Origin of the sequence: Chryseobacillus diguaensis (assembly GCF_049220665.1) — a bacterium.
Lineage (GTDB): Bacteria > Bacillota > Bacilli > Bacillales > Bacillaceae > Metabacillus_B.
This window is the reverse complement of sequence record NZ_JBMKNV010000004.1, coordinates 182,817-203,665: the sequence shown is the minus strand read 5'-3', so window position 1 is coordinate 203,665 and position 20,849 is coordinate 182,817. Positions and strand designations below refer to the sequence as shown.

Here is a 20,849-nt window from a genome sequence, read left to right as displayed (position 1 = left end):
TGTTTTAGCTGCCCTTAAGAGGTTTAAGGGCTGCCAAAAAAGGATATACAAATAAGTCGCCTTTTATCAGTAAAAGGGGCTTGTTTATTATTTTTACAACCAAGGAGCTAATGAATGAGTACTGAAAAACGAGATCACTTATACGAGTACGTTCTGTATTTTTGGAGAAAGAAGTGGCTATTGATCGGGATTCCGGTTGTTGTAGCACTCTTGGCATTTGGTCTTTCTCAGGTAACAAGCAAAGGCTATCATGGGGAAGCTACCTTCTCGACTGGTAAAATCACTCTTGCATCGCTCGCGGATCCTGAACTCCTTCAAGCAAATTACAGCAAGGAATTCGGAAACAAGCTTACGGTTGAGCCAATGGAAAAATCGAAAGTGAAATTCACTGTAGATGCGAAAGATAAAGCAACAGCAGACAGCATTCTTAATAAAGCATCTGCTAAGTATATTAAAGCCCTTCAGGACAATTATTCTTTTAGAAAGAAATTAACTGAAGAAGGGTTAGCTGGAAATAAGAAAATGCTTGCAAAAGCTACCAAAACTTACAATGAAATTCAACCTAAGCTGCTCACAGACGGGCCGAATATGCCTCCTGAACAGTATGCTTTGCTGGCAGAAGCTGTAACCAAAACAGAAAAACTTATCTCAGATAAAAATTCTTCCATAATAGGCAGCACGTATGACTTAGAAGAATTTGAAAAGCCAGACGTAATGAAAAAAGACGTCAGCAAGCAATCGAATCATGCAAAAGCAAACACTATCATCGGATTCGTATTTGCCTTGTTTTTGACCATTTTAGGACTAATGCTGGCAAAATACATGCGTGATGCAAGAGAGGGTAGAAGGCATGACTAATTTTGCAGTAGTTGGAATGGGCTTTATCGCCAAAAAACATATACAAGCTATTGAGGATGCTCCTGATGCAAAGCTGATTGCGGTTTGTGATACAAACCCAGACAGGCTGACTGAGTACGAAGGCAAAGTAAATACGTACACAGATCTTGAGGATATGCTGAAAAACCAGGAGGACCTTGATGTTGTGAACATTTGTACTCCTTCTGGGCTTCATGCTCCGCTTGCTGATCTTGTTGCCCGTTATAAAAAGCATATTGTGATGGAAAAGCCAATGAGTTTGACAACAGAGGACAGTGAGAGAATCAACCAGGCAGCACGCGAAAACGGCATTAAATTGGCTGTTGTCCATCCAAACCGTTTCCGTCCTGTTATTCAGCTGCTTCGCAAGGAAATGGACTCCGGAAAATTCGGCAAGCTCAGCCATGCGAATGTAACAGTAAGATGGAACCGTAATCAGGAGTATTATGATCAGGCTCCTTGGCGCGGCACAAAGAAATTTGACGGCGGCGTTTTGATGAACCAGGCCATTCATAACCTGGACTTGCTTCTTTGGTTTATGGGTCCTGTGAAAAGTGTCCAAGCGATGGCGGCAACAAGATTTCGCAACATTGAAACAGAAGATCTTGCAGCAGGTGTTGTCGAGTTCGAATCAGGCGCACTTGGAATTATCGAAGCTGCAACAACGATTTACCCGAAAAACCTTGAAGAATCCATCTCTATTTTTGGAGAAACAGGAAGCGTAAAGATCAGCGGCAGAAACGCTAATTTTATCGAGACTTGGGATTTTGAAGGAGTATCTGATGAGGAAAGAGAAAGCCTCGTTCAGATGATTAAAGCTGATCCATTCGGTAAACCGGGCCATCAATGGATCATTGAAGATATGGCCCAAGCGGTAAAGGAAAACCGCGAGCCTATCGTAACAGGTGAAGACGGACTAGCACCGGTTAGATTAATCAATGCTTTACTAGAGTCTGCAGAAACAGGCAAAAAGGTGCAATTAGACAAGGAGATGAACGTCCATGGGAACTCAGTTAAATGAGTTGCTTTCTAAGATAGAGTCAAAAAACGCAACGATTGGTGTCGTTGGGTTAGGTTATGTAGGTCTGCCGCTTGCGGTTGAAAAAGCGAAAGCTGGTTATAAAGTAATCGGATTTGATGTTCAGCAATCACGCGTGGACATGGTAAACGAAGGAAATAACTATATCGGTGACGTTGTAAATGAGGACCTGAAGGAAATCATTGATAACGGCCTTCTTGAAGCAACAACCGATTATTCTAAAATTCAGGAAGTAGATGCTGTAGCGATCTGTGTGCCAACACCGCTTGATCACCATCAGCAGCCTGATACTTCTTATGTAGAAAGCTCTTCCAAGCAAATTGCGAAATTTGCTCACGCTGGCATGCTTGTTGTGCTTGAGTCTACAACATACCCTGGTACAACAGAAGAAATCGTTGTTCCTGCATTCCAGGAAAAAGGCTATGTGATCGGAGAAGATATCTTCGTAGCATACTCTCCAGAACGTGTCGATCCAGGCAACAAGCAATTTAAAACAAAAAATACGCCAAAGGTTGTCGGCGGCGTAACTGAAAACTGCACAAAGGTTGCTTCTTCTTTATACCGTCACGTGCTTGAAGGCGAAGTATTCGAAGTTTCAAGCCCTGCTGTTGCTGAAATGGAAAAAATCTTTGAAAATACGTTCCGTCATATCAATATTGCTCTAGCGAACGAAATGGCTATTCTATGTGAACGTATGGGCATCGACGTTTGGGAAGTAATCGACGCAGCGAAAACAAAGCCATACGGATTCATGGCGTTCTATCCAGGTCCTGGTCTTGGCGGACATTGTATCCCAATCGATCCATTCTACCTGACTTGGAAAGCCAGAGAATATAACTACCACACTCGATTGATTGAGCTTGCTGGCGAAATCAATAATGCTATGCCTGAACACGTTGTAGAACGCAGCATGCGCATCCTTAATAAGGATGGAAAAGCACTTCGCGGCGCAAACGTTGTTGTTCTTGGCGTTGCTTATAAAAAAGACATCGACGATGTTCGTGAATCTCCGGTTCTGAACATTTTGGAAGGTCTTTATTCAGAAGGCGCTGACGTGAAAGTAGTCGATCCTTTCGTATCTTCATTCAAATGCCTTGGAGACAAAATTGAAACCCTTCCTTTAACAGAAGGCTTGCTTGACGAAGCAGATCTCGTGCTTCTTACAACAGACCACTCAACGTATGACTATGAAATGATTGCGAAGCACAGCAAATCATTATTCGATACACGCAATGCAATGAAGGATGTAGAAAACAAGCCTGCAAGATATACAAAACTATAATAGGAGCGTTTACCTATGAACGTTATAGATTCTTCTGTAAAACTTTCTGAAACCGTTAAGCTTGGCCATTTCAATGTGATTGAAGAAGGTGTGCAAATCGGAAGCAATGTTACGATTGGCAGCCATGTTACAATCTATGCCGGCACAATCATTGGCGATGGCGTCCGTATTGCGGACGGCGCAGTAATAGGAAAACAGCCGACTCCTGGGAAAACCAGTACGGTTAAGCTGACATCTGCAATGCCTGCTTTAGAGCTTGGCGATCAGGTTACAATCGGCAGCAATGCTGTTCTATACGCTGGTGCAAAAATCGGTCATTCTACATTGGTAGCTGACCTTGCCAGCGTCCGTGAAAATGTTGAAATTGGGTCTGAATGCATCGTGGGCCGCGGCGTGACAGTTGAAAATCATGTCAAAATCGGCAGACGTGTAAAAATTCAATCAAACTCTTATATAACGGCTTATACAGAGCTTGAAGATTTCGTCTTTATCGCTCCTTGTGTGACAACAACAAATGATAACTTCATGGGACGGACGGAAGAGCGCTTTGACAAAATCAAAGGTGCGACAGTTAAAAAAGGAGCCCGTGTAGGCGGCGCGTCTATTATTCTTCCTGGAATTACAGTTGCAGAAGAAACATTTGTTGCCGCTGGTGCCCTTGTAACGAGGGATACTGAGGCAGAAACTGTTGTCAAAGGAATTCCAGCCAAGTTCTTACGCCCTGTTGACAAGCGGGAGTTGTTATAGTTTGCTGAACCAGCTAAAACGTTTAGGAGGGGATTCCCTCCTTTATGCGTTTATGAATGTGGGAACGAAGATCATTGCATTTTTTATGCTTCCGATCTATACCTCTTATCTTGGTACAGAAAGGTATGGACTGCTTGGAGTAATGGACAACTATACGTCCTTATTAACCTTTATGGTTATTTTTGGGACAGACGCCGCCCTTGCCTATTATTATTTCAATACTAAGGATGCCAATAGGCGGCTTTTATATGTCCGGAATGTAATGAACCTTCGGCTTGCCATCATTGTTTTGTCTTTTGCAGCAGTATTTGTGTTAAGTCCTGTACTGCCAAATCTGCTTTTTAAAACCGATCTTTATAATAGTTCTCAGCTCATGTTTTTTATTTATATTAACTTGATCATCCTGCTGTTAGATACAGTAGGGACGTTAATATTGACTGTTTTAAGATATGAATACAAAACCATTAAAGTCGTGGTTTTTACTGTTCTTAAGATGGCCTTAATTGCGGCTTTGTCCTATGTGATTTTACGATTCTTTATGAAGGATATTGAGGGAGCCCTATTTGCAAGGATCATAAGCGGCGCTCTTATTATTTTGTTCCTGCTCCGGCAGGCCGCATCCTATTTCAGATTTCAGTTTGATAGAGAAGTAATGAGGGATATGCTCAGGTACGGCGCACCGCTTGTGCCTGCTTCACTCTCTTTTTGGGTGATAATCAGCTCAAATAGTGTCATTCTGCAATTCATTCAATCTCCGGTCGAAGTTGGCCTTTATCAAGCTGCCATAAGGTTTGCGGCACTAATCTCTCTTGTCACAAGCGGAATTCAAATGGCGTGGCGGCCTTATTCGATGTCAATGAAGGATAAGCCGAATGCAAAAGAAATGTTCTCAAAGGTTTATATCATTATTCTGGTGCTTGGCGCTTTTGGTATTCTTGGTGTTGCAACAGTCATGCCTTTTGTTATAAAGATGCTTAATGCAGAATTTCACACAGCCTATCAATATGTACCGCTCTTATCAGCTGCTACATTTCTGAATTTCTACTATCTCATCATCTCTGTCGGAATCTTTATTTTAAAGAAAACAAAGTACATCACATATGCCTTTGTGGCAGGAGCCATTATTGATGTTGTGCTGAACCTGGTTCTAGTGCCGTTCTACTCTATTTGGGGATCTGTTGCAGCATACTTGCTTTCTTACATGGCTGCGATTGTGTACATTTTTTATAAAAGCCAAAAAATTTACTATGTGCCCGTATCGTTTATGAAATTGAGCATTCTGTTTCTAGGTTCAGTAGCAGGCTCGATCTATATGGTCTACTCACAGCTCAATCAGCTGCCTTGGTGGCACATTGCCATCGTTTGGCTAGTATTTCTAGTATTGCTTGGTATAACAAGAGTTGATAAAGATTTGTTAAGGAAAAATACAGTCCAATCAAATTAGGTGATTTCATTGAATAAAAGTAATGTGATTCTTCGGGAAGATGGAAAATGGTATACAAAAGAACTTGATGCCGGTACGCTTTCCTTTAGAGGATACGTGAAGCACAAAGGCAAGATTTATACTTCTGAAAATATCGAAGGTTTATTTGCATCTGCTTCTTTAACAAAAGAGTTTTTAGAAGAAACCATCGGAGAATTTGCGATCATCCTTCAAAAAGAGGATGAAGTGATTGCTGCTGTGGACCGGAAACGGACCATTCCGCTTTTCTACAATAAAAGTCAGTACGGGGCATGGCAGATTACTGACCACCTTCCAAATTCCTATCTTAAAAAAGAGCAGCTGCACGAAGCTTCTGTGATCGAGTTTATTACAACAGGCTATTCCGCTAATGAGCGGACCCTTTCTAAAGATCACTTTCAAATTGAAGCAGGCCAGCTGGTGAAAGCGGGAGGCAGTGAATTAGAAAAAGTGCGCTATTTTTCTTACTATCACACTCCGAAATCCATTGATCTGAAGCAAGCAGCTGATGAGCTTGCCAGCGTGTTTAAGGAAATCTTCCATGATTTGAGTATTCGTTTGAAAGACCGTTCCATCATCATTCCTCTCAGCGGAGGCTATGATTCCCGTATTATTGCCTTGCTTTTAAAAGATGCAGGCTTTAAGAAAATAAAAGCTTTTACTTATGGAAAACCTAATAGTGCAGAAGCGAAAAAAAGCGAGGATATCGCAAAAAGGCTCGGCATTGAATGGACGATTGTCCCTTATCAAAAATTAGACTGGCAAAAATGGTATGCTTCATCTGAATGGAAGGAATATGAGGAGTATGCCACCAACATTTCCTCTATGGCCCATATTCAGGACTGGCCTGCTGTTAGGGATATCATTAGGAAATATCCGGATGAGAAGCATGTTTTCATTCCTGGGCATTCCGGTGATTTTACCGCAGGAAGCCACATTCCATATGAACTTACGCTTGAGAAAGAATACAAGCTTGATGAAATTGTCAGAGAAATTACAAAAAAGCATCATCGTTTGTGGGACGTGCAAAACAATCAGCTTTGGGACCTTGTAAAGAAGGAAATAAAAGGCTCTATCGCTCATTTGCCATATACAACTAGAGAAGAAGCAAGCTCCGCTTTTGAATTTTGGGACTGGAAGGAACGGCAGGGGAAATTTATCATCAACTCTTTAAGAGTGTATGATTATTATAATCAGGATTGGGACATTCCGCTTTGGGATGACCGACTGACTGCCTTCTTTTTAAACGTGCCTGTCCGCTACCGCTTTAAAAAGTATTTGTACGATTATACGCTGCACCAAATGTATCCGCATTATTTCCCGGAGCCTAAGGATCCAGAAGGAACCGTCCGATCTGTGCAAAATAAATACGGCAGGCTCTACCCATTGCTGAAAAGAGCCTATCAGCAAAAAGAACAGCTGATGAGATACCATAAAGATCCGATGGAATGGTACGGGATCACGGGAAGCTACATGAGCTATTTAAATTCGCTTTCGTTTACATACGACAGGGCAAAATTTAAAAATCCTTACAACATCAATTCGATATTGGTGAAAAATTATATTTCTCAATTTAAAGGGTGATAAGATGAAAATCCTTACAATTTTAGGAGCACGACCGCAGTTTATTAAAGCAGCCCCGGTTTCAAGGGAAATCCGCAAGCAGCATACTGAAGTCATTGTTCATACAGGACAGCATTACGACCAGAACATGTCTGATATCTTTTTCGAAGAACTGAACATTCCAAAGCCGGATTATCTTTTAGCTGTTGGATCAGGCTCACATGGCCTTCAAACAGGGAACATGCTGATCAAAATCGAAGAAGTTATCCAAAAAGAAAACCCGGATTACGTTCTTGTATACGGTGATACAAACTCTACTCTTGCCGGAGCACTTGCAGCAGCGAAGCTTCACATCCCGGTTGTGCACATTGAAGCAGGACTTCGAAGCTTCAATAAAAAAATGCCGGAAGAAGTGAACCGCATTTTAACGGACAATGTTTCTGAATTCCTTTTCTGCCCGACTGATACAGCTGTGCAGAACCTGAAAAACGAAAACATCACGAAAAATGTCATCAATGTTGGCGATGTGATGTATGATGCGGTTATGTACAACACAAAGCTTGCTAAAGATTCTAAAGTGCTTGAAAAACATGGTCTTGAATCTAAGGGTTATCATCTTGTCACTCTTCACAGAGCGGAAAATACCGATTTCCCTGAAAAAATGAACAGCATCATTGAAGCGTTCAAACAGATTGATAAAACTCTTGTCTGGCCGATTCATCCGCGCACAAAGCACAAGCTTGAAGATTACGGAATCAATCTTAAAAATGTGCCAAATCTAAAAGTCATTGAACCAGTCGGTTATTTGGACATGCTAAGCCTAGAAAGTGAAGCAGAGAAAATCCTTACAGATTCAGGCGGTGTTCAAAAAGAAGCTTACTTCCTTAAAATTCCGTGTGTGACCCTTCGTGAAGAGACAGAATGGGTAGAAACAGTAGCAAACAAAGGAAATGTCCTTGTTGGCTCTGACACCGAAAAAATCGTTGCAGCTGCAAACAGCGAGTTTGTTTCTGATTATGATAAAGTTTTCGGCGACGGCAACAGTGCTGCCCATATTGTTGAATACTTAGAAAAATAAAAAGGACAGATTTAACTCTGTCCTTTTACCTTGATCAATAAAGGAGATTATTAGGTACATGATATATATCCTGATATGGATAATGGTCCTTGTCCTGTCTTTTTACTTATTTAAAAAAGTCGGCGGATCCATGTCCTTATTAACCCCTAACTTAATATCCCTGACGTTTTATTATTCTCTGTTCCTTTCGTCTTTCTGTGGAGCACTGCTCATCGTATTGAATATTGATGACCACTATATGATTCATCTCTTGTCTGATGATATTTATCGCTATATGGGCTTTTTCATCATTTGCTTCATTATGGTGTTTATGCCGCTGACTATGTTCATCTTCAGCAGGTTCTTCGGCTTTCAGGCAGACAAGGAATTCAGGAATTATATTGAAGCACCGATCTACCGGGAAGAAAATCCGAAATTGCTGTTTTTGCTTTATGTCGGCTTAACGCTGCTGGCAGTCGGTGCAGTAGGGTATACGGTCCTGAAGCTGCATGGCCACGTACCTCTTCTTGAGCTGGTTAAAGGCAACAGAAGCGAGCTTGGAGCAATGAGGATCGCAGCTAGCCGTGATTTTGGAAGCAGTACGATTATCCGGAATATTTTCGGAGTAGCACTTGCTCCAATTCTTTCGATGATTACATTCGTTTATTTTTATCAAAGAAAAGAACTGCGCTGGTTCATTCTTTTTGTCATTACTACAGGGGCAGCCGTGTTTATGCAGGTATATGACCTTGCAAAAGGACCGATCCTGTTTTACTTGATCATGGTGGTCCTGCTGTTAATCTACTTAAGGATTATCAAGCTGAACCTCTTTAAGCTTCTAGTGCTTGCTGGCTTCGGAGTTGTTTTGCTGGTTGCCATGTATGTTGTCATCATGGGAGTAAAGGATCCATCCCAGTTCCTTTCTTACAACAGAGGACCATTGGGCCGTTTGATGCTATCACAGATTGCACCTTTTTATCTGCATCTGGATCTGTTTACAAACAGACTTGATCTGCTGAACGGTAAAAGTCTTCCATCCTCAATCATTGGAATGTATGGCATCGAGCCTATTCGCTCAGGCAGACTGGCAATGGAGGTATTCTTCTCATCCCGTGTGAAAGAAGGAACAGCGGGAGTGCTGAACACACTGTTTGCCGGAGAAGCGTATGCCAACTTCGGTTACACAGGTGTTTTAATTGGAACCATGTACATTGGTTTGTACATCCAAACTATTTACATGATTTTCATCCGCATGCCGAAAACACCTTTGTTCCTATGCTTGTTTGTTTACTTCACGGTAAACATTCCAAGAACGGTTATTGGAGGCTTCGCAGACTTCCTATGGAATCCGCTGTGGATGGCGATATTGTTCATCTTCCTTGCACCATATACACTGATTAAACTGTATAATATTATACAAAAACGACGTTACCAGTTAAAAAGTGAACCAAGACCGCGCTGATGAATCAGCGTGGTTTTTTTGTGCAGATAATAATAAAGTAGGTATAAATTTCTACTGAATTCTATTATTGTCTAGCTCCAGCGCTTGCCTTAGTCTATACAAGGCGCTTGCGCTTTTCTTATGTAAAATCTACAAAAAATTTACATTCTATCTAGTTCTTATGAATTATAATGAAAGAGTCCCAACTATATTCATTTGAAGGATGGAAAAGGAAGATGACTAGAAAGTCTTTAACGGCTCTTTTTTTTGTATTAAGCCTTTTGATGGTGCTTGTTTCAGGATGCGCTCAGGCAGATGAAAAAGGAAAAGCTGCAGAAACAATGAAGAACGTATATGCCGCTGCTGAAAAGCATGACAAAAAAACATTTAAGGATCTATTCAGCCACTCGAACATTGCAGATGAAGAGCTGAATCTCAGCATGATCATGTTCGGTGATAAAGCAGATGCAGCAGGCGGAATCAAAAACCTGAAATTCACGGAAATCCCAAAAGATAAATTAAAGGACGATGCAGCAAAAATGCTGACTGACCAATATAAAGACAACTGGCAGGTTGTTTACGAGGAATCGAAGGTTAGTACACCTTATTTTTGGATCATTCAAAAATTAGACGGCAAATATTATGTGGTAAACGGTGATGAGTCTGCTAAGAAGGATATAGTGAAGGAATAGAAGGGCTGCTGATGATGAATCAGCGGCTTTTCTTTTTGAGGGAACAGTGAACTGTCTAAAATCCAGCTTAATAAAGCGATGATTTTTCCAGTAATATGGATAATCTATCCAAATAACCCGAAAATCTACCCAAAATGAGCAGTAATTTATCTAAAACTGCCGAAAATCTATCCAAAAACAGAGATAATCTATCCAAATAAGCCAAAAATCTATCCAAACCGACCACAGTACCACGAGCACGACCCAATGCACCACGAGCCCAACCCCAGCCCGCGAGCCCAACCACAGTCCACGAGCCCAAAACCACAGCCCGCGAGCCCAACCACAGCCCACTAACCCGACCACAGTCTGCGAGCCCATCCCCATAAAAAAGGCCAGCCCTCAAAATAGCGGCTGGCCTTTCATTCATATCATTACTGCGAAATTTCTGTTCCTGGATAATAATGCTTAATAATAGCCTCAGCATCATACCCCTTTTCAGCAAAGCCTTTTGCACCGTATTGGCTCATTCCAATGCGGTGACCCCAGCCTTTGCCATTTAGCGTGATGGAAGCTGGATCAGCATCCTGGCTCACTGTTCCTGAAGCAGTCTGAACCTGAACAGTTGAATCACCCACAGTTGTTTCGCCGCTTGCTGTCATGACAGCAGCACCTTTTACAGAGTATTGCTTTTGGGTGCTGGCGGCTCCTTGAACAGTAAAGCTTTGCGCGCTGTTCATTGTAAACCAGTTTGATTTTAGGTAGCCATAGCTGTTTGATGTAGTAGGGAAGAGGTGACGGATAGTGTTTTCATTGCCGGTTTTTGTAACCGTTCCGGCAGAAGTCACCATTGTGACACTTCCTACTTCACCATTGGCCCCTGTAGGGTTGGCAGTAATGCCAAATAATACTGTACCATCAGGAAATCCGAAGCTTTTTAAAAGAGTGCTTGAACGGAACGTTTCTGTCCAGTTAGAAAGCGGTGAATTCTCATATGGATCGGAAACACTGACGAGATAAGGAACCTGTGCAGAATTCCACACATCGCCTATATTGGCTGTTTTACCCCCGCTTGTAGAGAAGAAATATGCTTGAACGGTTTTGCCGTTATATTTTACAAGCTGCCCTTTCGTAGCGTCAACTGCTGCATTTGTATCTTTAGCTTCACTGCTATAGCCGCTGTATACCTGGCTTGCAGGAGTACTGGAAACAGTTTTGCTTGCATCGGCATAGCTTCTTGCCACAATTGCCTGTGCTTTTAATGCTTCCATTGGCCAGCCTGTCGCCATCTCATTTGGCACGACGCCTTTAACATAATCCTCCATGCCTAAAATATTATAGAGAGTCGCTGTACTGCCGCTGCCTTTTAATTCAGCGGATCCTCTAAATTGGCTGATTGCCTTTTTTCCGCTTTTCAAATAAGAGAAAAGGGAGAGGGAAGTCGGTGAATCCGCTAATAGAGTTGTAGAAGAAGAGACCCAGCCTTTGCTGCCGTCTGAAAGCTGAATGTTGTACCAGACTTCACCTGAACTGTTTTTAAAGGAAGAAAGATATTCTGCTGCATCAGACTTTTTCATCGTTCTGATTGAAGGATAGTCAGTTGCAGAGGCACCTTTGTAAACATTTGTAGGAGCAGTAAACTTCGCATACTTTGCTGCAGGATTTTGGATTTCTGAAAGCCTGAATCCATTCCGGGCAGAATAGGTGTCATTTCCTGCAGTTAGCGTTGTAACAGAATTTGATGAAGAAATGCTTACATACAGCTCTGGAACAAGAAGTGTTTTTTCACCAGAAGTCAGGTTTTCCAGTTCAAAAAGAGAGTTTAGCTTGAAAGGGACATTTGATCCGGATCCTAAGCTTACTTTTACTTGATTCGTATAAGTCGGTTTTTCATAAGCAAATGCATTGGATTGAAAGCTAAAAAGCAGGCCTGCCGCTAAGCAGGCACCGCCGATCCACTTTTTTGAAACCATGGTGTTAGTTCACCTCGCCGTTTTGCTGCTGAAGCCAGCCGGCTTTGCCGTTCGTTAATTGGACATTGATCCAAATAGCTTTTGTTTGGCGATTTTGGAATACTCCAAGATATTTTACTTTTTGGCCTGTTGCAACAGTACCAATCGTTTTGTAGCCTGTCGTATTTGCTCCGCTGTAAACGGAAGCCGTTTTCGTAATGGTAACAGAGGTTGGTTTCGTTACAGAGCTGTAGCTGATATCATTTGCTGAAATCCAGCCGAATTGATTTGGGGCATATTCCACTCTGTAGAACTTTCCATTTGATGCAGTTACTTCCTGTAATACTTTAAGAGATTGAGAGATAGAGCCTGTATACACCACTTTATATTGATATAAAGCTCCAGAATGAATTTCAGCTAATAATGATTTCACATAAACCTGGCTAGGCAGGGATGGGATACTTGTATTGGTATCTTCAAGAGCCTGGCGAAGGCTTGCTACATCAGATTCAAGCTTAGTAATCCGGTCCTTGGCAGGATTCAGCTGGGAGTTCACCCATTCCACACTCGCTAATACAACATTTGAAGCAGCAGATGTTTGAGTCAAAGGAGAAGCGACGCCTCCGATAAGAAGTCCCGCACCAAATACAAGAGCAATCGTTGACTTTTTCATTCGTTTAATATCCCCCTGTGAAATATTTTTCCACTCCGTTATAAATACCCTGTGCTGCACTTCTTCTGACGGAATCACTGCGAAGCCATGATTCTTCTGTCGGGTTTGAGATAAACGCCAGCTCAACAAGAACGCTTGGCAATTCATTGTGCTTCAGAACATAAAAGTTTGCTGTGTTTGTACCGCGGTTGTAAGTGCCGATCTGATTCGTCAAAGAGGCTGAAATAATTTTTGAAAGCTCTTGGCTTTTTGCCCCATTAAAGTTATAGGCTGTATTAAAGTACACTTCACTGCCTCTTACGGATTTGCTTGTGCTTGAATTTTGATGAACGCTGATAAACATGTCGGCATCTGAAGCGTTAGAAATGTCTGTGCGTTCGTACAATTCAAGGAAGGTATCGTCATCACGAGTATAAATGACGCTGGCTCCATTTTTCTCAAGCAAATCACCGAGATACTTGATTACAGCGAGGTTCACCGTTTTTTCATAAAGCTTTGTAGGACCGATTGCCCCGCTGTCTTTCCCGCCGTGACCTGCATCCAGTATAATTTTCTTGCCTTTAAGTCCCGTTGGAAGAACAGTGATCATCAGCTGATTTGACTTGTCTCTGACAGTAAACAGGTAGCCAGGTTCAGGTGTAACAATCAGGCTGCTGCCAGAATTCGAAATGCTTTTGATTCCCTTAATAGATGATGAAGGGAGATCGACTTGAATGCCGCTCGTATTCAGCTGAAGCGATCGATCGCTTAGAAGCTTGTACGATAGATTAAAAGATTTTGTTTTTGTAAAGCGCAATTCTGTATCAGTTCTGGATGTTGCAGCAATAACAGGATTTGTAAGAGCAGTCGGAATGAAGGTGCCTGTTTTGGCCGTTTCAATCCATCCTCTAGTCCCTTTGCTTGTTTCAACGTTCAGCCAGTTGTTCATCGGACGGAGAACTGTCAGTGTTTCACCTGATTTTACAGATGCCGCTGCCTTTGAACTCGCAGAAGCGGATTTATAAACAGTAGAGCTGCTTTTGGCGTAAACATATTGTCTGTCTGAAAGAGATTGATAGACTTCCCATTCAGGAACCCAGCCTATTTTTCCGTTTTCAGAAGTGATGTTCACCCATTTTTCGCCTGCATCGTTGATTGTTTCGCCCATTGCTGTTACTTTGCTGCCGAAGCGGAGCTTTTCAAGGAACGTGTTATTGTATCCTGCTCCAGTCCGCAATTCGGCCTGATAGGTTCCGACATATCTGCCTTCATTAAGAGGAATGGCTTTTTCGCTTAAAAGAGAAGCGGATATCCAGCCGAATGTGGTGGCATTCAGCTTGATTCGGTACCATAGCTCGCCTGCTTTGTTTGTAAATTGATCAACAACTTTGACGGCACTGCCATAATTCAGCGCAGCAATTTTCGGGTAGCTTGTTTCAGCGCCTTTGCGTACATTGGCACCTGAAGATTGAACATAATAAATACTGGATAGTGCTCGTTCAGTACTTGTATCCTGTTCCTTTACCCAGCCGAATTTTCCTGGAACATATTCGACTCTTAGCCATTTTTCATTGTATTTGTTAATGAACTCACTGATTGAAGGAAGTTCAAAATTAACGGGAGCTTGATAAACGACTCTATAGCGTGTTTCTGCACCGCTATGAATGATGGTTGGAGACAATTTTGCATAAACTTTTTTCTCCAGATCCTGCGGTTTAGCTGGTTCCTCAGGCTTAGCAGGTTCACTAGGCTTGGCAGATTTCAGAAGAGAAAGCTTGTCTGCTTCGACCCAGCCTTTTGTGCCGCTTGCAAGCTCTAGGCGGTACCATGGTTCTGAATTTGAATTGGTGATGTAATCAATGATTGTAACTTTTTCATTTGCGGTTAGTTTATGAACGGATTTGTAAGATGCTTCTGCGCCTTTTCTAACTTCAAGGCCCAATTTTGAAACGTAGCCAGAGTATGTATTTGGCTTTTTCTGAAGCTCTTCTAATGGAATCCAACCTTTTGAATTTGGTGTCTGTACGTTATACCAGATCTGGTTGTATTTTTTGTTAATGAAGGTTCCAAGTACTTGAACAAGTGCATTCTGTTCAAGCTTTTCCTTCACAGGGTAGGTGTTTTTTTCAGCACCTTTGAGTATTTCAGCTGTTGTTCCTGCTGCAAACATGAAAGGCTCAGCCTTTGTTTGCATTTTTACATTCACACTGTTTACCCAGCCTGTAACTCCTTGATGTACGACTCGATACCATTTTTCATTTTGCTGATTCGTAAATTGATCTATAACGAGGACTGTGTCTGATGCGGAAATGGTTTTAACTACTCGATACTCCGCTGTCGCACCCCGATGAATGGCAGCCTGTTTTTGGGTCTCCCCGATAAACGGCATGTTTTCAGCAGCACTTGCTGCCTGAGGTTGAATGGGCAATAAACTAAAGACGACTAGACATACTGCGATGACCCATTTTTGAAGCTTGATTTGTATTCCCTCCCCAATTTCTTTAACTGCTGTCTTCTTAAAAAAGGAGGCCATTCGAAAATAAGAGAATCATCTAAGGATTTCCATTTTCTGAAACTGCTAGTATGTAAAATCCCTTATCTCGAAAGAAAGCAACCATTATTAAGAGAAAGCTTTACAAAAAAATACCCTCTGAAATGAAATCAGAGGTATTTTTGTCTATATTTTAACAAACGTGTTACAACCTGTCTGCATAATTTAAGAAATATTTACATAAAGTTTAAAAATATACCTTTATTTGTAAAAAATATAGAATTATAATATTAGGTATTTTTTCAAAAATAGGGAAAATGACACTGAATAGGGTGGAATTGTATAAGTCCTATGAAATACACCCTGCGTAATTTGTCGAAATTACAATAAAAAAGGCAGTCTCCTTGTCGAGAGGAGGCTGCCTTCCTTCCTTTTCTATATTAATTAGTGGAATCTGTCCCAATCGATTCCTGCGAGTCTGAATTCATCGTACCGCCATTTTGATCATCACGGATACTGGTTGTTTTGTGGCCAAGGTGATCGCTCAGTTCCTTGCGAATTTCTTCAAGGCTTGTTTCATCAGGCTTATAATAATAGGTCGGGGTGTTCAAATCTGTTCCTTTCAGCTTCAGTTTTTGAATATCTGACGTGTTGAAGCCTGAATAGCTTTGCTGGAATCCGAGAATATCGGAAACCCTCATATTGGTCTCTACATTGCTTCCGATTTTTGCTGCAATATCATCGATCTTCAGGAAGTTTTGAGGAGCTGTTGCTTTTTTAATAATCGCTGTGATAATTTGCTTCTGGCGATCATTCCGGCCGAAGTCACCTCTAGGATCGCGTTTTCTCATTCGGGCATAGGCAAGAGCTTCTTCACCGTTTAAGTGGGCTTTACCCTTTTTGAAATAAATGCGCTTTCTGTTAATATCGCTGTTTTCCCAGAAATCAAACGGAACGTTAACATCGACTCCGTCAAGCTCATCAACAATATCTTTAAAGCTGTTAAAATTAACCTCCGCATAGTAATCAATCGGGATTTTCAGGAAGTTTTCTACTGTATCCACTGTCAGTTCTTTTCCTCCAGTAGAATAGGCAGCATTAATTTTTGTCTTACTTGTTCTTCCGGGAATGGAAACAAGTGTATCACGCGGAATACTCAGCATTTTCATCGATTTGTCTGCTGGATTTAAGGTGATGACAATCAGTGTATCGCTTCGTCCGCCATGGCCGCCGGTTGAGTAATCTTCAACCCCCATTAATAAAATGGAGACGGGATCCTTTGTAAGCTGAACGGCTTTTTCGCGCAGAGGTGATTTATTTCCCCGTTTCAGCTCAGAATAGGATTTATCAGCCTGAGTATAGGCGTTATAGGCAACATAGGCGAGGTAGCCTCCTATGCAGAGTATAATAATGAGCAACAGAAGAAGCACTCTTTTGATGATAGATTTTTTCTTTTTCTTTTTTTTCTTTCGCACTACTCGTCGATATTCTGTCATGTCCATCTTCTCCTAACGTACATCTTTTTCCAAATATGTAACACTTCCTTCGCTGATCGTACTCTGTCCATTTGTTAATTCTGTCATCCAGTCAATGAATTCCTGCTTATTTTCTTCCTCAACATAGGTTTCTATTTGCACATCCTCGAGATAATGCAAATCTTTCAGCTGATAGACGGATGACCGAAGTTCGTTTTCTGCTTTTCCAAGCCACGTATAATCAATCACTGTTTGCATCACTCGCATTAATCTTCTTTCAACAACGCCGATGGCATTTAATCCTTCTGAAACGGATTTCCCGTAAGCGCGGATTAGTCCTCCGGCACCGAGTTTAATGCCCCCGAAATAGCGTGTGACGACTACGACAGTATCTTTCAGCTGGCGTTTTTTCAATACTTCAAGCATTGGAACACCTGCTGTGCCGCTTGGTTCCCCGTCATCATTCGCTTTCTGAATTAAATCATGCTCGCCGATCATGTAGGCCGAACAGTTATGATTTGCATTCATATGCTGTTTTTTAATATTCTGAATAAAAGCTTGTGCCTCTTCCTCGCTAACAGCACGGCTGACATGACAAATAAATCGGGATTTCTGTATGATTATCTCATGCTCTCCGCTGCCTTTTACTGTATAATAGTGAGGTAGCATGCTTGTACACCTCCTGACAATGGTCAAGGTTCATTCATTTTTCTTTTCTTCTTATAAATGGCAAAAACCGCCCTTTATAAAGAAAAGCGACAATCTCATTTGATTGTCAGGCAAAACATGCTTATAACTAAGTTAACTGCATTACTCTATTATAAATCGAGCAAATAAGCACTTCAATGTTTATATGTAATTTACATATTCCAACCCATTAATATGGTAAAAATATGCTGCAAAATGACAATCAGGCATTGGAGGTAATTTCTGTGACTTCCAGAAAAATGGACTGCCAAGTATTGGATCAGATCTTAGAAAAGATGATTCAAACAGTTGATGGAAGCAAGGGTGAAATCTTTTCAATCGGTGAACAGTCCCGCGGCCAGTATGAATCGCTAGTCGAGGAATTGAAGCAAATAAAGATTCAGGTAAACCAGGTTATATCCGAGGGTGATTCACTGGAGGTTCATGCACGCCTTGCGAGAAAAAGACTTTCAGAAGTCAGCCGCAATTTCAACCGGTTTAGCGAAGACGAAATTAGGGAAGCGTACGAGAAGGCTCATACCCTTCAGGTAGAGCTGACAACGATGCAGCATCGGGAAAAGCAGCTGCGCGACAGGAGAGATGAGCTTGAACGCCGCCTTCTTGGCCTTCAGGAAATCATTGAACGCTCCGAATCGCTAGTTTCCCAAATCAGTGTTGTGCTGAATTATTTAAACCAGGATCTAAGACAAGTGGGCATGCTTTTAGAGGATGCTCAGCAGAAACAGGATTTCGGTTTACGGATTATTGAAGCACAGGAAGAAGAACGAAAGCGGGTATCAAGGGAAATTCATGATGGTCCAGCCCAAATGCTGGCGAATGTCATGATGAGGTCCGATCTCATTGAACGAACGTTCAGGGACAGAGGACAGGAGGAAGGATTTAAAGAAATTCGCAGTCTTCGCCAAAATGTTCGCAATGCTTTATACGAAGTGAGGCGAATTATTTACGACCTTAGGCCTATGGCTCTGGATGATCTTGGATTGATTCCGACTCTTCGAAAATACCTTGCTACAATAGAAGAATACAACGGCAAAACGAAAATCCATTTTCAAAGCATCGGTGAAGGGGAAGAAAGACGTTTGCCTCCGAGGTTTGAAGTGGCCCTTTTCCGGCTTGCACAGGAAGCTGTCACGAATGCCTTGAAGCACGCTGAAGCCACAGAAATTTCGGTAAAAGTAGAAGCGACAAGCGAAAATGTGAATCTAGTCATCAGAGACAACGGCAAAGGTTTTGAAATGAAAGAGCTGAAAACGAAGAAAAATAAATCATTCGGTCTCCTTGGAATGAGAGAAAGAGTCGAGCTTTTGGATGGCAAAATGACGATTGATTCCAAAATCGGACTTGGCACTTTTATCATGATTCAAGTGCCATCTGTCGTCTAATGAAAAAAATGTAAGCGAAAAGTCTTATATTTACTATGTATACTTTTTTGCTTTATTGCGGCAAACTAACGACAAAAGGCATATTGACGCGGTAGAGGAGAATTGGACTAGAATGAGAGTGGGGAGGCGTATATGAATGAGCATGAAGACAAGAATAGCCATTATTGACGATCATCAATTATTCAGAGAAGGCGTTAAACGTATTTTGGATTTTGAACCAAGCTTTGAAGTAGTTGCAGAAGGTGACGACGGTGACGAAGCAACACGCATCGTTGACGAGCACAAGCCTGACGTCGTAATTATGGATATCAATATGCCGAACGTAAACGGAGTGGAAGCAACAAAACAGCTTGTTGAAGCCAACCCTGAAACGAAGGTTATTATTCTTTCCATCCACGACGATGAAAACTATGTAACCCACGCTTTGAAAACAGGCGCACGCGGTTATTTGCTAAAAGAAATGGATGCTGACACACTAATCGAAGCTGTAAAAGTAGTAGCCGATGGCGGTTCCTACCTGCATCCGAAGGTTACACATAACCTTGTAAACGAATTCCGCCGTCTTGCAACAACCGGAGGAAGCGGCAGCGTTCAGCACATCCAGCCGGAGGTTCGCCGTCCATTACATATCTTAACCCGACGCGAGTGCGAAGTTCTTCAAATGCTTGCTGACGGCAAAAGCAACCGCGGTATCGGTGAAGCACTGTTCATCAGTGAAAAAACCGTTAAAAACCACGTGAGTAACATCCTGCAAAAAATGAACGTGAACGACCGTACCCAAGCCGTAGTTGTAGCCATCAAAAATGGCTGGGTTGAAATACGATAAGCGAATGCAAGAAGGAAAGCCTGTCTCCATCTGTTTGGAGATGGGCTTTTTTATTGTATGGTGGTTTCGATAAATTATTGTGGGTTTTAGATAGATTATTCCTGTATTTGGATAGATTTTCCCGCAGTTTGGATAGATTAATCAAAATTCCCGATAGATTATCCCGATTCTGATAGATTACCCAGTAATTAGGTTGCTGCCCCATCAAAAATCCCCCTGCATATCCCGTTTTACCGCTCCATCTTCTTAAACAAACGTTTAATTAACAAAGAAACTAATGAATTTCCATCCAAAGTTTAATAAACTATAAGTATTGTTTAAAATTTGTTTAAGGAAGGTTTCAACCAATTATGAAAACGGCTATTTTAACCGACAGTACAGCCTATATCCCTGAAGAGCTTCGGGAAAAATACCATATACATATGATTCCTCTGAGCGTTGTTATTAGCGGAGAAACCTATCAGGAGGAAGTGAATCTTTCAGCAGAAGATTTTTACACAGAGGTACGGAACCGGAAAGAGCTGCCGACAACCTCACAGCCTCCTGTTGGGCTGTTTCTGGAACTGTTTGAGAAGCTTGCGAAGGATTATGACGAGGTTATCAGCATTCACCTTTCAAGCGGGATCAGCGGAACCTATAATGGCGCGATCACAGCGGGCGGCATGACATCTCAAATCGATGTGTACGCTTATGATTCCGAAATCAGCTGCATGGTGCAGGGGTTTTATGCCATTCAGGCAGCAGAGCTTGCAATGGAAGGGAAGACCGCTAAAGAGATTATCGAAAGGCTCGATGAAACGAAAAAATCAGTAAGAGCTTATTTCATGGTTGATGATCTCTCCCATCTGCAGCGCGGAGGCCGTTTGAACGGAGCTCAAGCCTTCATCGGCAGTCTCCTGCAGGTTAAGCCGCTCCTCCACTTTGTAGACAAGCAGATCGTGCCATTTGAAAAGATCCGGACGCGCAAAAGAGCTCTCGGACGGATCCATGAGCTGTTTGCAGAGGATGCAAGCAAAGGTATTCCGCTTCGGGCAGCCGTCATCCATGCAAACCGTCCGGATGAGGCAAAGGAAATGAAAGCAGCACTTGAAGCCGAATATCCTCATGTAGATTTTTATTTAAGCTATTTCGGCCCCGTTATCGGCACTCATCTCGGTGAGAGTGCAATTGGTCTTGGCTGGTGCAAAAAAGAAAAATAATGAAAAAGCCTCACATAATTTGTGGG

17 protein-coding genes are annotated in these 20,849 nt (G+C 41.9%); 12 read left to right on the top strand and 5 right to left on the bottom strand.

The annotated features are described in order from the left end of the window. Nucleotides 1–114: 114 nt before the first annotated feature. The 9 genes from ACOT8F_RS08340 to ACOT8F_RS08300 all read left to right on the top strand — a co-directional run bounded on the left by ACOT8F_RS08340 (nt 115) and on the right by ACOT8F_RS08300 (nt 10,159). Nucleotides 115–858 (top strand): GumC domain-containing protein, encoded by a 744-nt coding sequence (locus ACOT8F_RS08340; RefSeq protein WP_421651191.1) that lies wholly within the window; start codon nt 115–117, stop codon nt 856–858. After that, nucleotides 851–1,897, top strand: coding sequence for a Gfo/Idh/MocA family protein (locus ACOT8F_RS08335; protein ID WP_421651189.1), 1,047 nt, complete (start codon nt 851–853; stop codon nt 1,895–1,897). Before ACOT8F_RS08340 ends, ACOT8F_RS08335 begins: the two co-directional genes overlap by 8 nt. After that, on the top strand, nt 1,878–3,197 hold the full coding sequence (locus ACOT8F_RS08330; RefSeq protein WP_421651187.1) for a nucleotide sugar dehydrogenase: 1,320 nt from the start codon (nt 1,878–1,880) through the stop codon (nt 3,195–3,197). Before ACOT8F_RS08335 ends, ACOT8F_RS08330 begins: the two co-directional genes overlap by 20 nt. A 15-nt stretch (nt 3,198–3,212) precedes the next feature. Then, entirely contained in the window at nt 3,213–3,944 is a 732-nt protein-coding gene (locus ACOT8F_RS08325; RefSeq protein ID WP_421651186.1) for an acyltransferase, read from the top strand. Nucleotide 3,945: 1 nt separating this feature from the next. Next, nucleotides 3,946–5,388: an oligosaccharide flippase family protein gene (locus ACOT8F_RS08320; RefSeq protein ID WP_421651185.1), complete on the top strand. Its 1,443-nt coding sequence runs from the start codon at nt 3,946–3,948 to the stop codon at nt 5,386–5,388. 9 nt (nt 5,389–5,397) lie between these two features. Further along, nucleotides 5,398–6,990 carry an asparagine synthase-related protein gene (locus ACOT8F_RS08315; protein ID WP_421651184.1) on the top strand — a complete coding sequence of 531 codons (1,593 nt, stop codon included), beginning with the start codon at nt 5,398–5,400 and terminating at the stop codon, nt 6,988–6,990. Nucleotides 6,991–6,994: 4 nt separating this feature from the next. Beyond that, the gene (gene wecB / locus ACOT8F_RS08310; protein WP_421651183.1) at nt 6,995–8,047 is read left to right on the top strand and encodes a non-hydrolyzing UDP-N-acetylglucosamine 2-epimerase; all 1,053 of its coding nucleotides are present in this window, start codon (nt 6,995–6,997) and stop codon (nt 8,045–8,047) included. Nucleotides 8,048–8,105: 58 nt separating this feature from the next. Beyond that, a complete protein-coding gene (locus ACOT8F_RS08305; RefSeq protein WP_421651181.1) occupies nt 8,106–9,488 on the top strand; it encodes an O-antigen polymerase in 1,383 nt (460 codons plus the stop codon). Between the two features lie 215 nt (nt 9,489–9,703). Then, entirely contained in the window at nt 9,704–10,159 is a 456-nt protein-coding gene (locus ACOT8F_RS08300) for a hypothetical protein (protein WP_421651180.1), read from the top strand. Nucleotides 10,160–10,572: 413 nt separating this feature from the next. Here the strand turns inward: ACOT8F_RS08300 and ACOT8F_RS08295 are convergent, their stop codons facing one another. From ACOT8F_RS08295 to ACOT8F_RS08275, 5 genes are all read right to left on the bottom strand, one after another. Then, nucleotides 10,573–12,111 (bottom strand): SpoIID/LytB domain-containing protein, encoded by a 1,539-nt coding sequence (locus tag ACOT8F_RS08295; RefSeq protein ID WP_421651178.1) that lies wholly within the window; start codon nt 12,109–12,111, stop codon nt 10,573–10,575. 4 nt (nt 12,112–12,115) lie between these two features. Continuing rightward, the gene (locus ACOT8F_RS08290; protein WP_421651176.1) at nt 12,116–12,763 is read right to left on the bottom strand and encodes a GW dipeptide domain-containing protein; all 648 of its coding nucleotides are present in this window, start codon (nt 12,761–12,763) and stop codon (nt 12,116–12,118) included. A gap of 4 nt (nt 12,764–12,767) precedes the next feature. Beyond that, on the bottom strand, nt 12,768–15,275 hold the full coding sequence (locus ACOT8F_RS08285) for an N-acetylmuramoyl-L-alanine amidase (RefSeq protein WP_421651175.1): 2,508 nt from the start codon (nt 15,273–15,275) through the stop codon (nt 12,768–12,770). 398 nt (nt 15,276–15,673) lie between these two features. After that, nucleotides 15,674–16,729, bottom strand: coding sequence for an LCP family protein (locus tag ACOT8F_RS08280; RefSeq protein ID WP_421651173.1), 1,056 nt, complete (start codon nt 16,727–16,729; stop codon nt 15,674–15,676). A 12-nt stretch (nt 16,730–16,741) separates the two neighbouring features. Continuing rightward, nucleotides 16,742–17,377: a YigZ family protein gene (locus ACOT8F_RS08275; RefSeq protein ID WP_421651172.1), complete on the bottom strand. Its 636-nt coding sequence runs from the start codon at nt 17,375–17,377 to the stop codon at nt 16,742–16,744. 263 nt (nt 17,378–17,640) lie between these two features. Here ACOT8F_RS08275 and degS point away from each other — a divergent pair, with 263 nt between their 5' ends. From degS to ACOT8F_RS08260, 3 genes are all read left to right on the top strand, one after another. Continuing rightward, the gene (gene degS, locus ACOT8F_RS08270; RefSeq protein WP_421651170.1) at nt 17,641–18,798 is read left to right on the top strand and encodes a two-component sensor histidine kinase DegS; all 1,158 of its coding nucleotides are present in this window, start codon (nt 17,641–17,643) and stop codon (nt 18,796–18,798) included. A gap of 142 nt (nt 18,799–18,940) precedes the next feature. Beyond that, nucleotides 18,941–19,624 (top strand): two-component system response regulator DegU, encoded by a 684-nt coding sequence (gene degU, locus ACOT8F_RS08265; protein ID WP_421651494.1) that lies wholly within the window; start codon nt 18,941–18,943, stop codon nt 19,622–19,624. Between the two features lie 350 nt (nt 19,625–19,974). Continuing rightward, complete coding sequence (locus tag ACOT8F_RS08260) at nt 19,975–20,823, top strand: DegV family protein (RefSeq protein ID WP_421651169.1); 849 nt, start codon at nt 19,975–19,977, stop codon at nt 20,821–20,823. Nucleotides 20,824–20,849 lie beyond the last annotated feature (26 nt).

Excerpts from the sequence above, each read along its gene's own strand:
- ACOT8F_RS08340 (WP_421651191.1), top strand. The coding sequence starts at position 115 with ATGAGTACTGAAAAACGAGATCACTTATACGAGTACGTTCTGTATTTT.
- ACOT8F_RS08335 (WP_421651189.1), top strand. The coding sequence starts at position 851 with ATGACTAATTTTGCAGTAGTTGGAATGGGCTTTATCGCCAAAAAACAT.
- ACOT8F_RS08330 (WP_421651187.1), top strand. The coding sequence starts at position 1,878 with ATGGGAACTCAGTTAAATGAGTTGCTTTCTAAGATAGAGTCAAAAAAC.
- ACOT8F_RS08325 (WP_421651186.1), top strand. The coding sequence starts at position 3,213 with ATGAACGTTATAGATTCTTCTGTAAAACTTTCTGAAACCGTTAAGCTT.
- wecB (WP_421651183.1), top strand. The coding sequence starts at position 6,995 with ATGAAAATCCTTACAATTTTAGGAGCACGACCGCAGTTTATTAAAGCA.
- ACOT8F_RS08305 (WP_421651181.1), top strand. The coding sequence starts at position 8,106 with ATGATATATATCCTGATATGGATAATGGTCCTTGTCCTGTCTTTTTAC.
- ACOT8F_RS08300 (WP_421651180.1), top strand. The coding sequence starts at position 9,704 with ATGACTAGAAAGTCTTTAACGGCTCTTTTTTTTGTATTAAGCCTTTTG.
- ACOT8F_RS08295 (WP_421651178.1), bottom strand. The coding sequence starts at position 12,111 with ATGGTTTCAAAAAAGTGGATCGGCGGTGCCTGCTTAGCGGCAGGCCTG.
- ACOT8F_RS08290 (WP_421651176.1), bottom strand. The coding sequence starts at position 12,763 with ATGAAAAAGTCAACGATTGCTCTTGTATTTGGTGCGGGACTTCTTATC.
- ACOT8F_RS08285 (WP_421651175.1), bottom strand. The coding sequence starts at position 15,275 with ATGGCCTCCTTTTTTAAGAAGACAGCAGTTAAAGAAATTGGGGAGGGA.
- ACOT8F_RS08280 (WP_421651173.1), bottom strand. The coding sequence starts at position 16,729 with ATGACAGAATATCGACGAGTAGTGCGAAAGAAAAAAAAGAAAAAGAAA.
- ACOT8F_RS08275 (WP_421651172.1), bottom strand. The coding sequence starts at position 17,377 with ATGCTACCTCACTATTATACAGTAAAAGGCAGCGGAGAGCATGAGATA.
- degU (WP_421651494.1), top strand. The coding sequence starts at position 18,941 with ATGAAGACAAGAATAGCCATTATTGACGATCATCAATTATTCAGAGAA.
- ACOT8F_RS08260 (WP_421651169.1), top strand. The coding sequence starts at position 19,975 with ATGAAAACGGCTATTTTAACCGACAGTACAGCCTATATCCCTGAAGAG.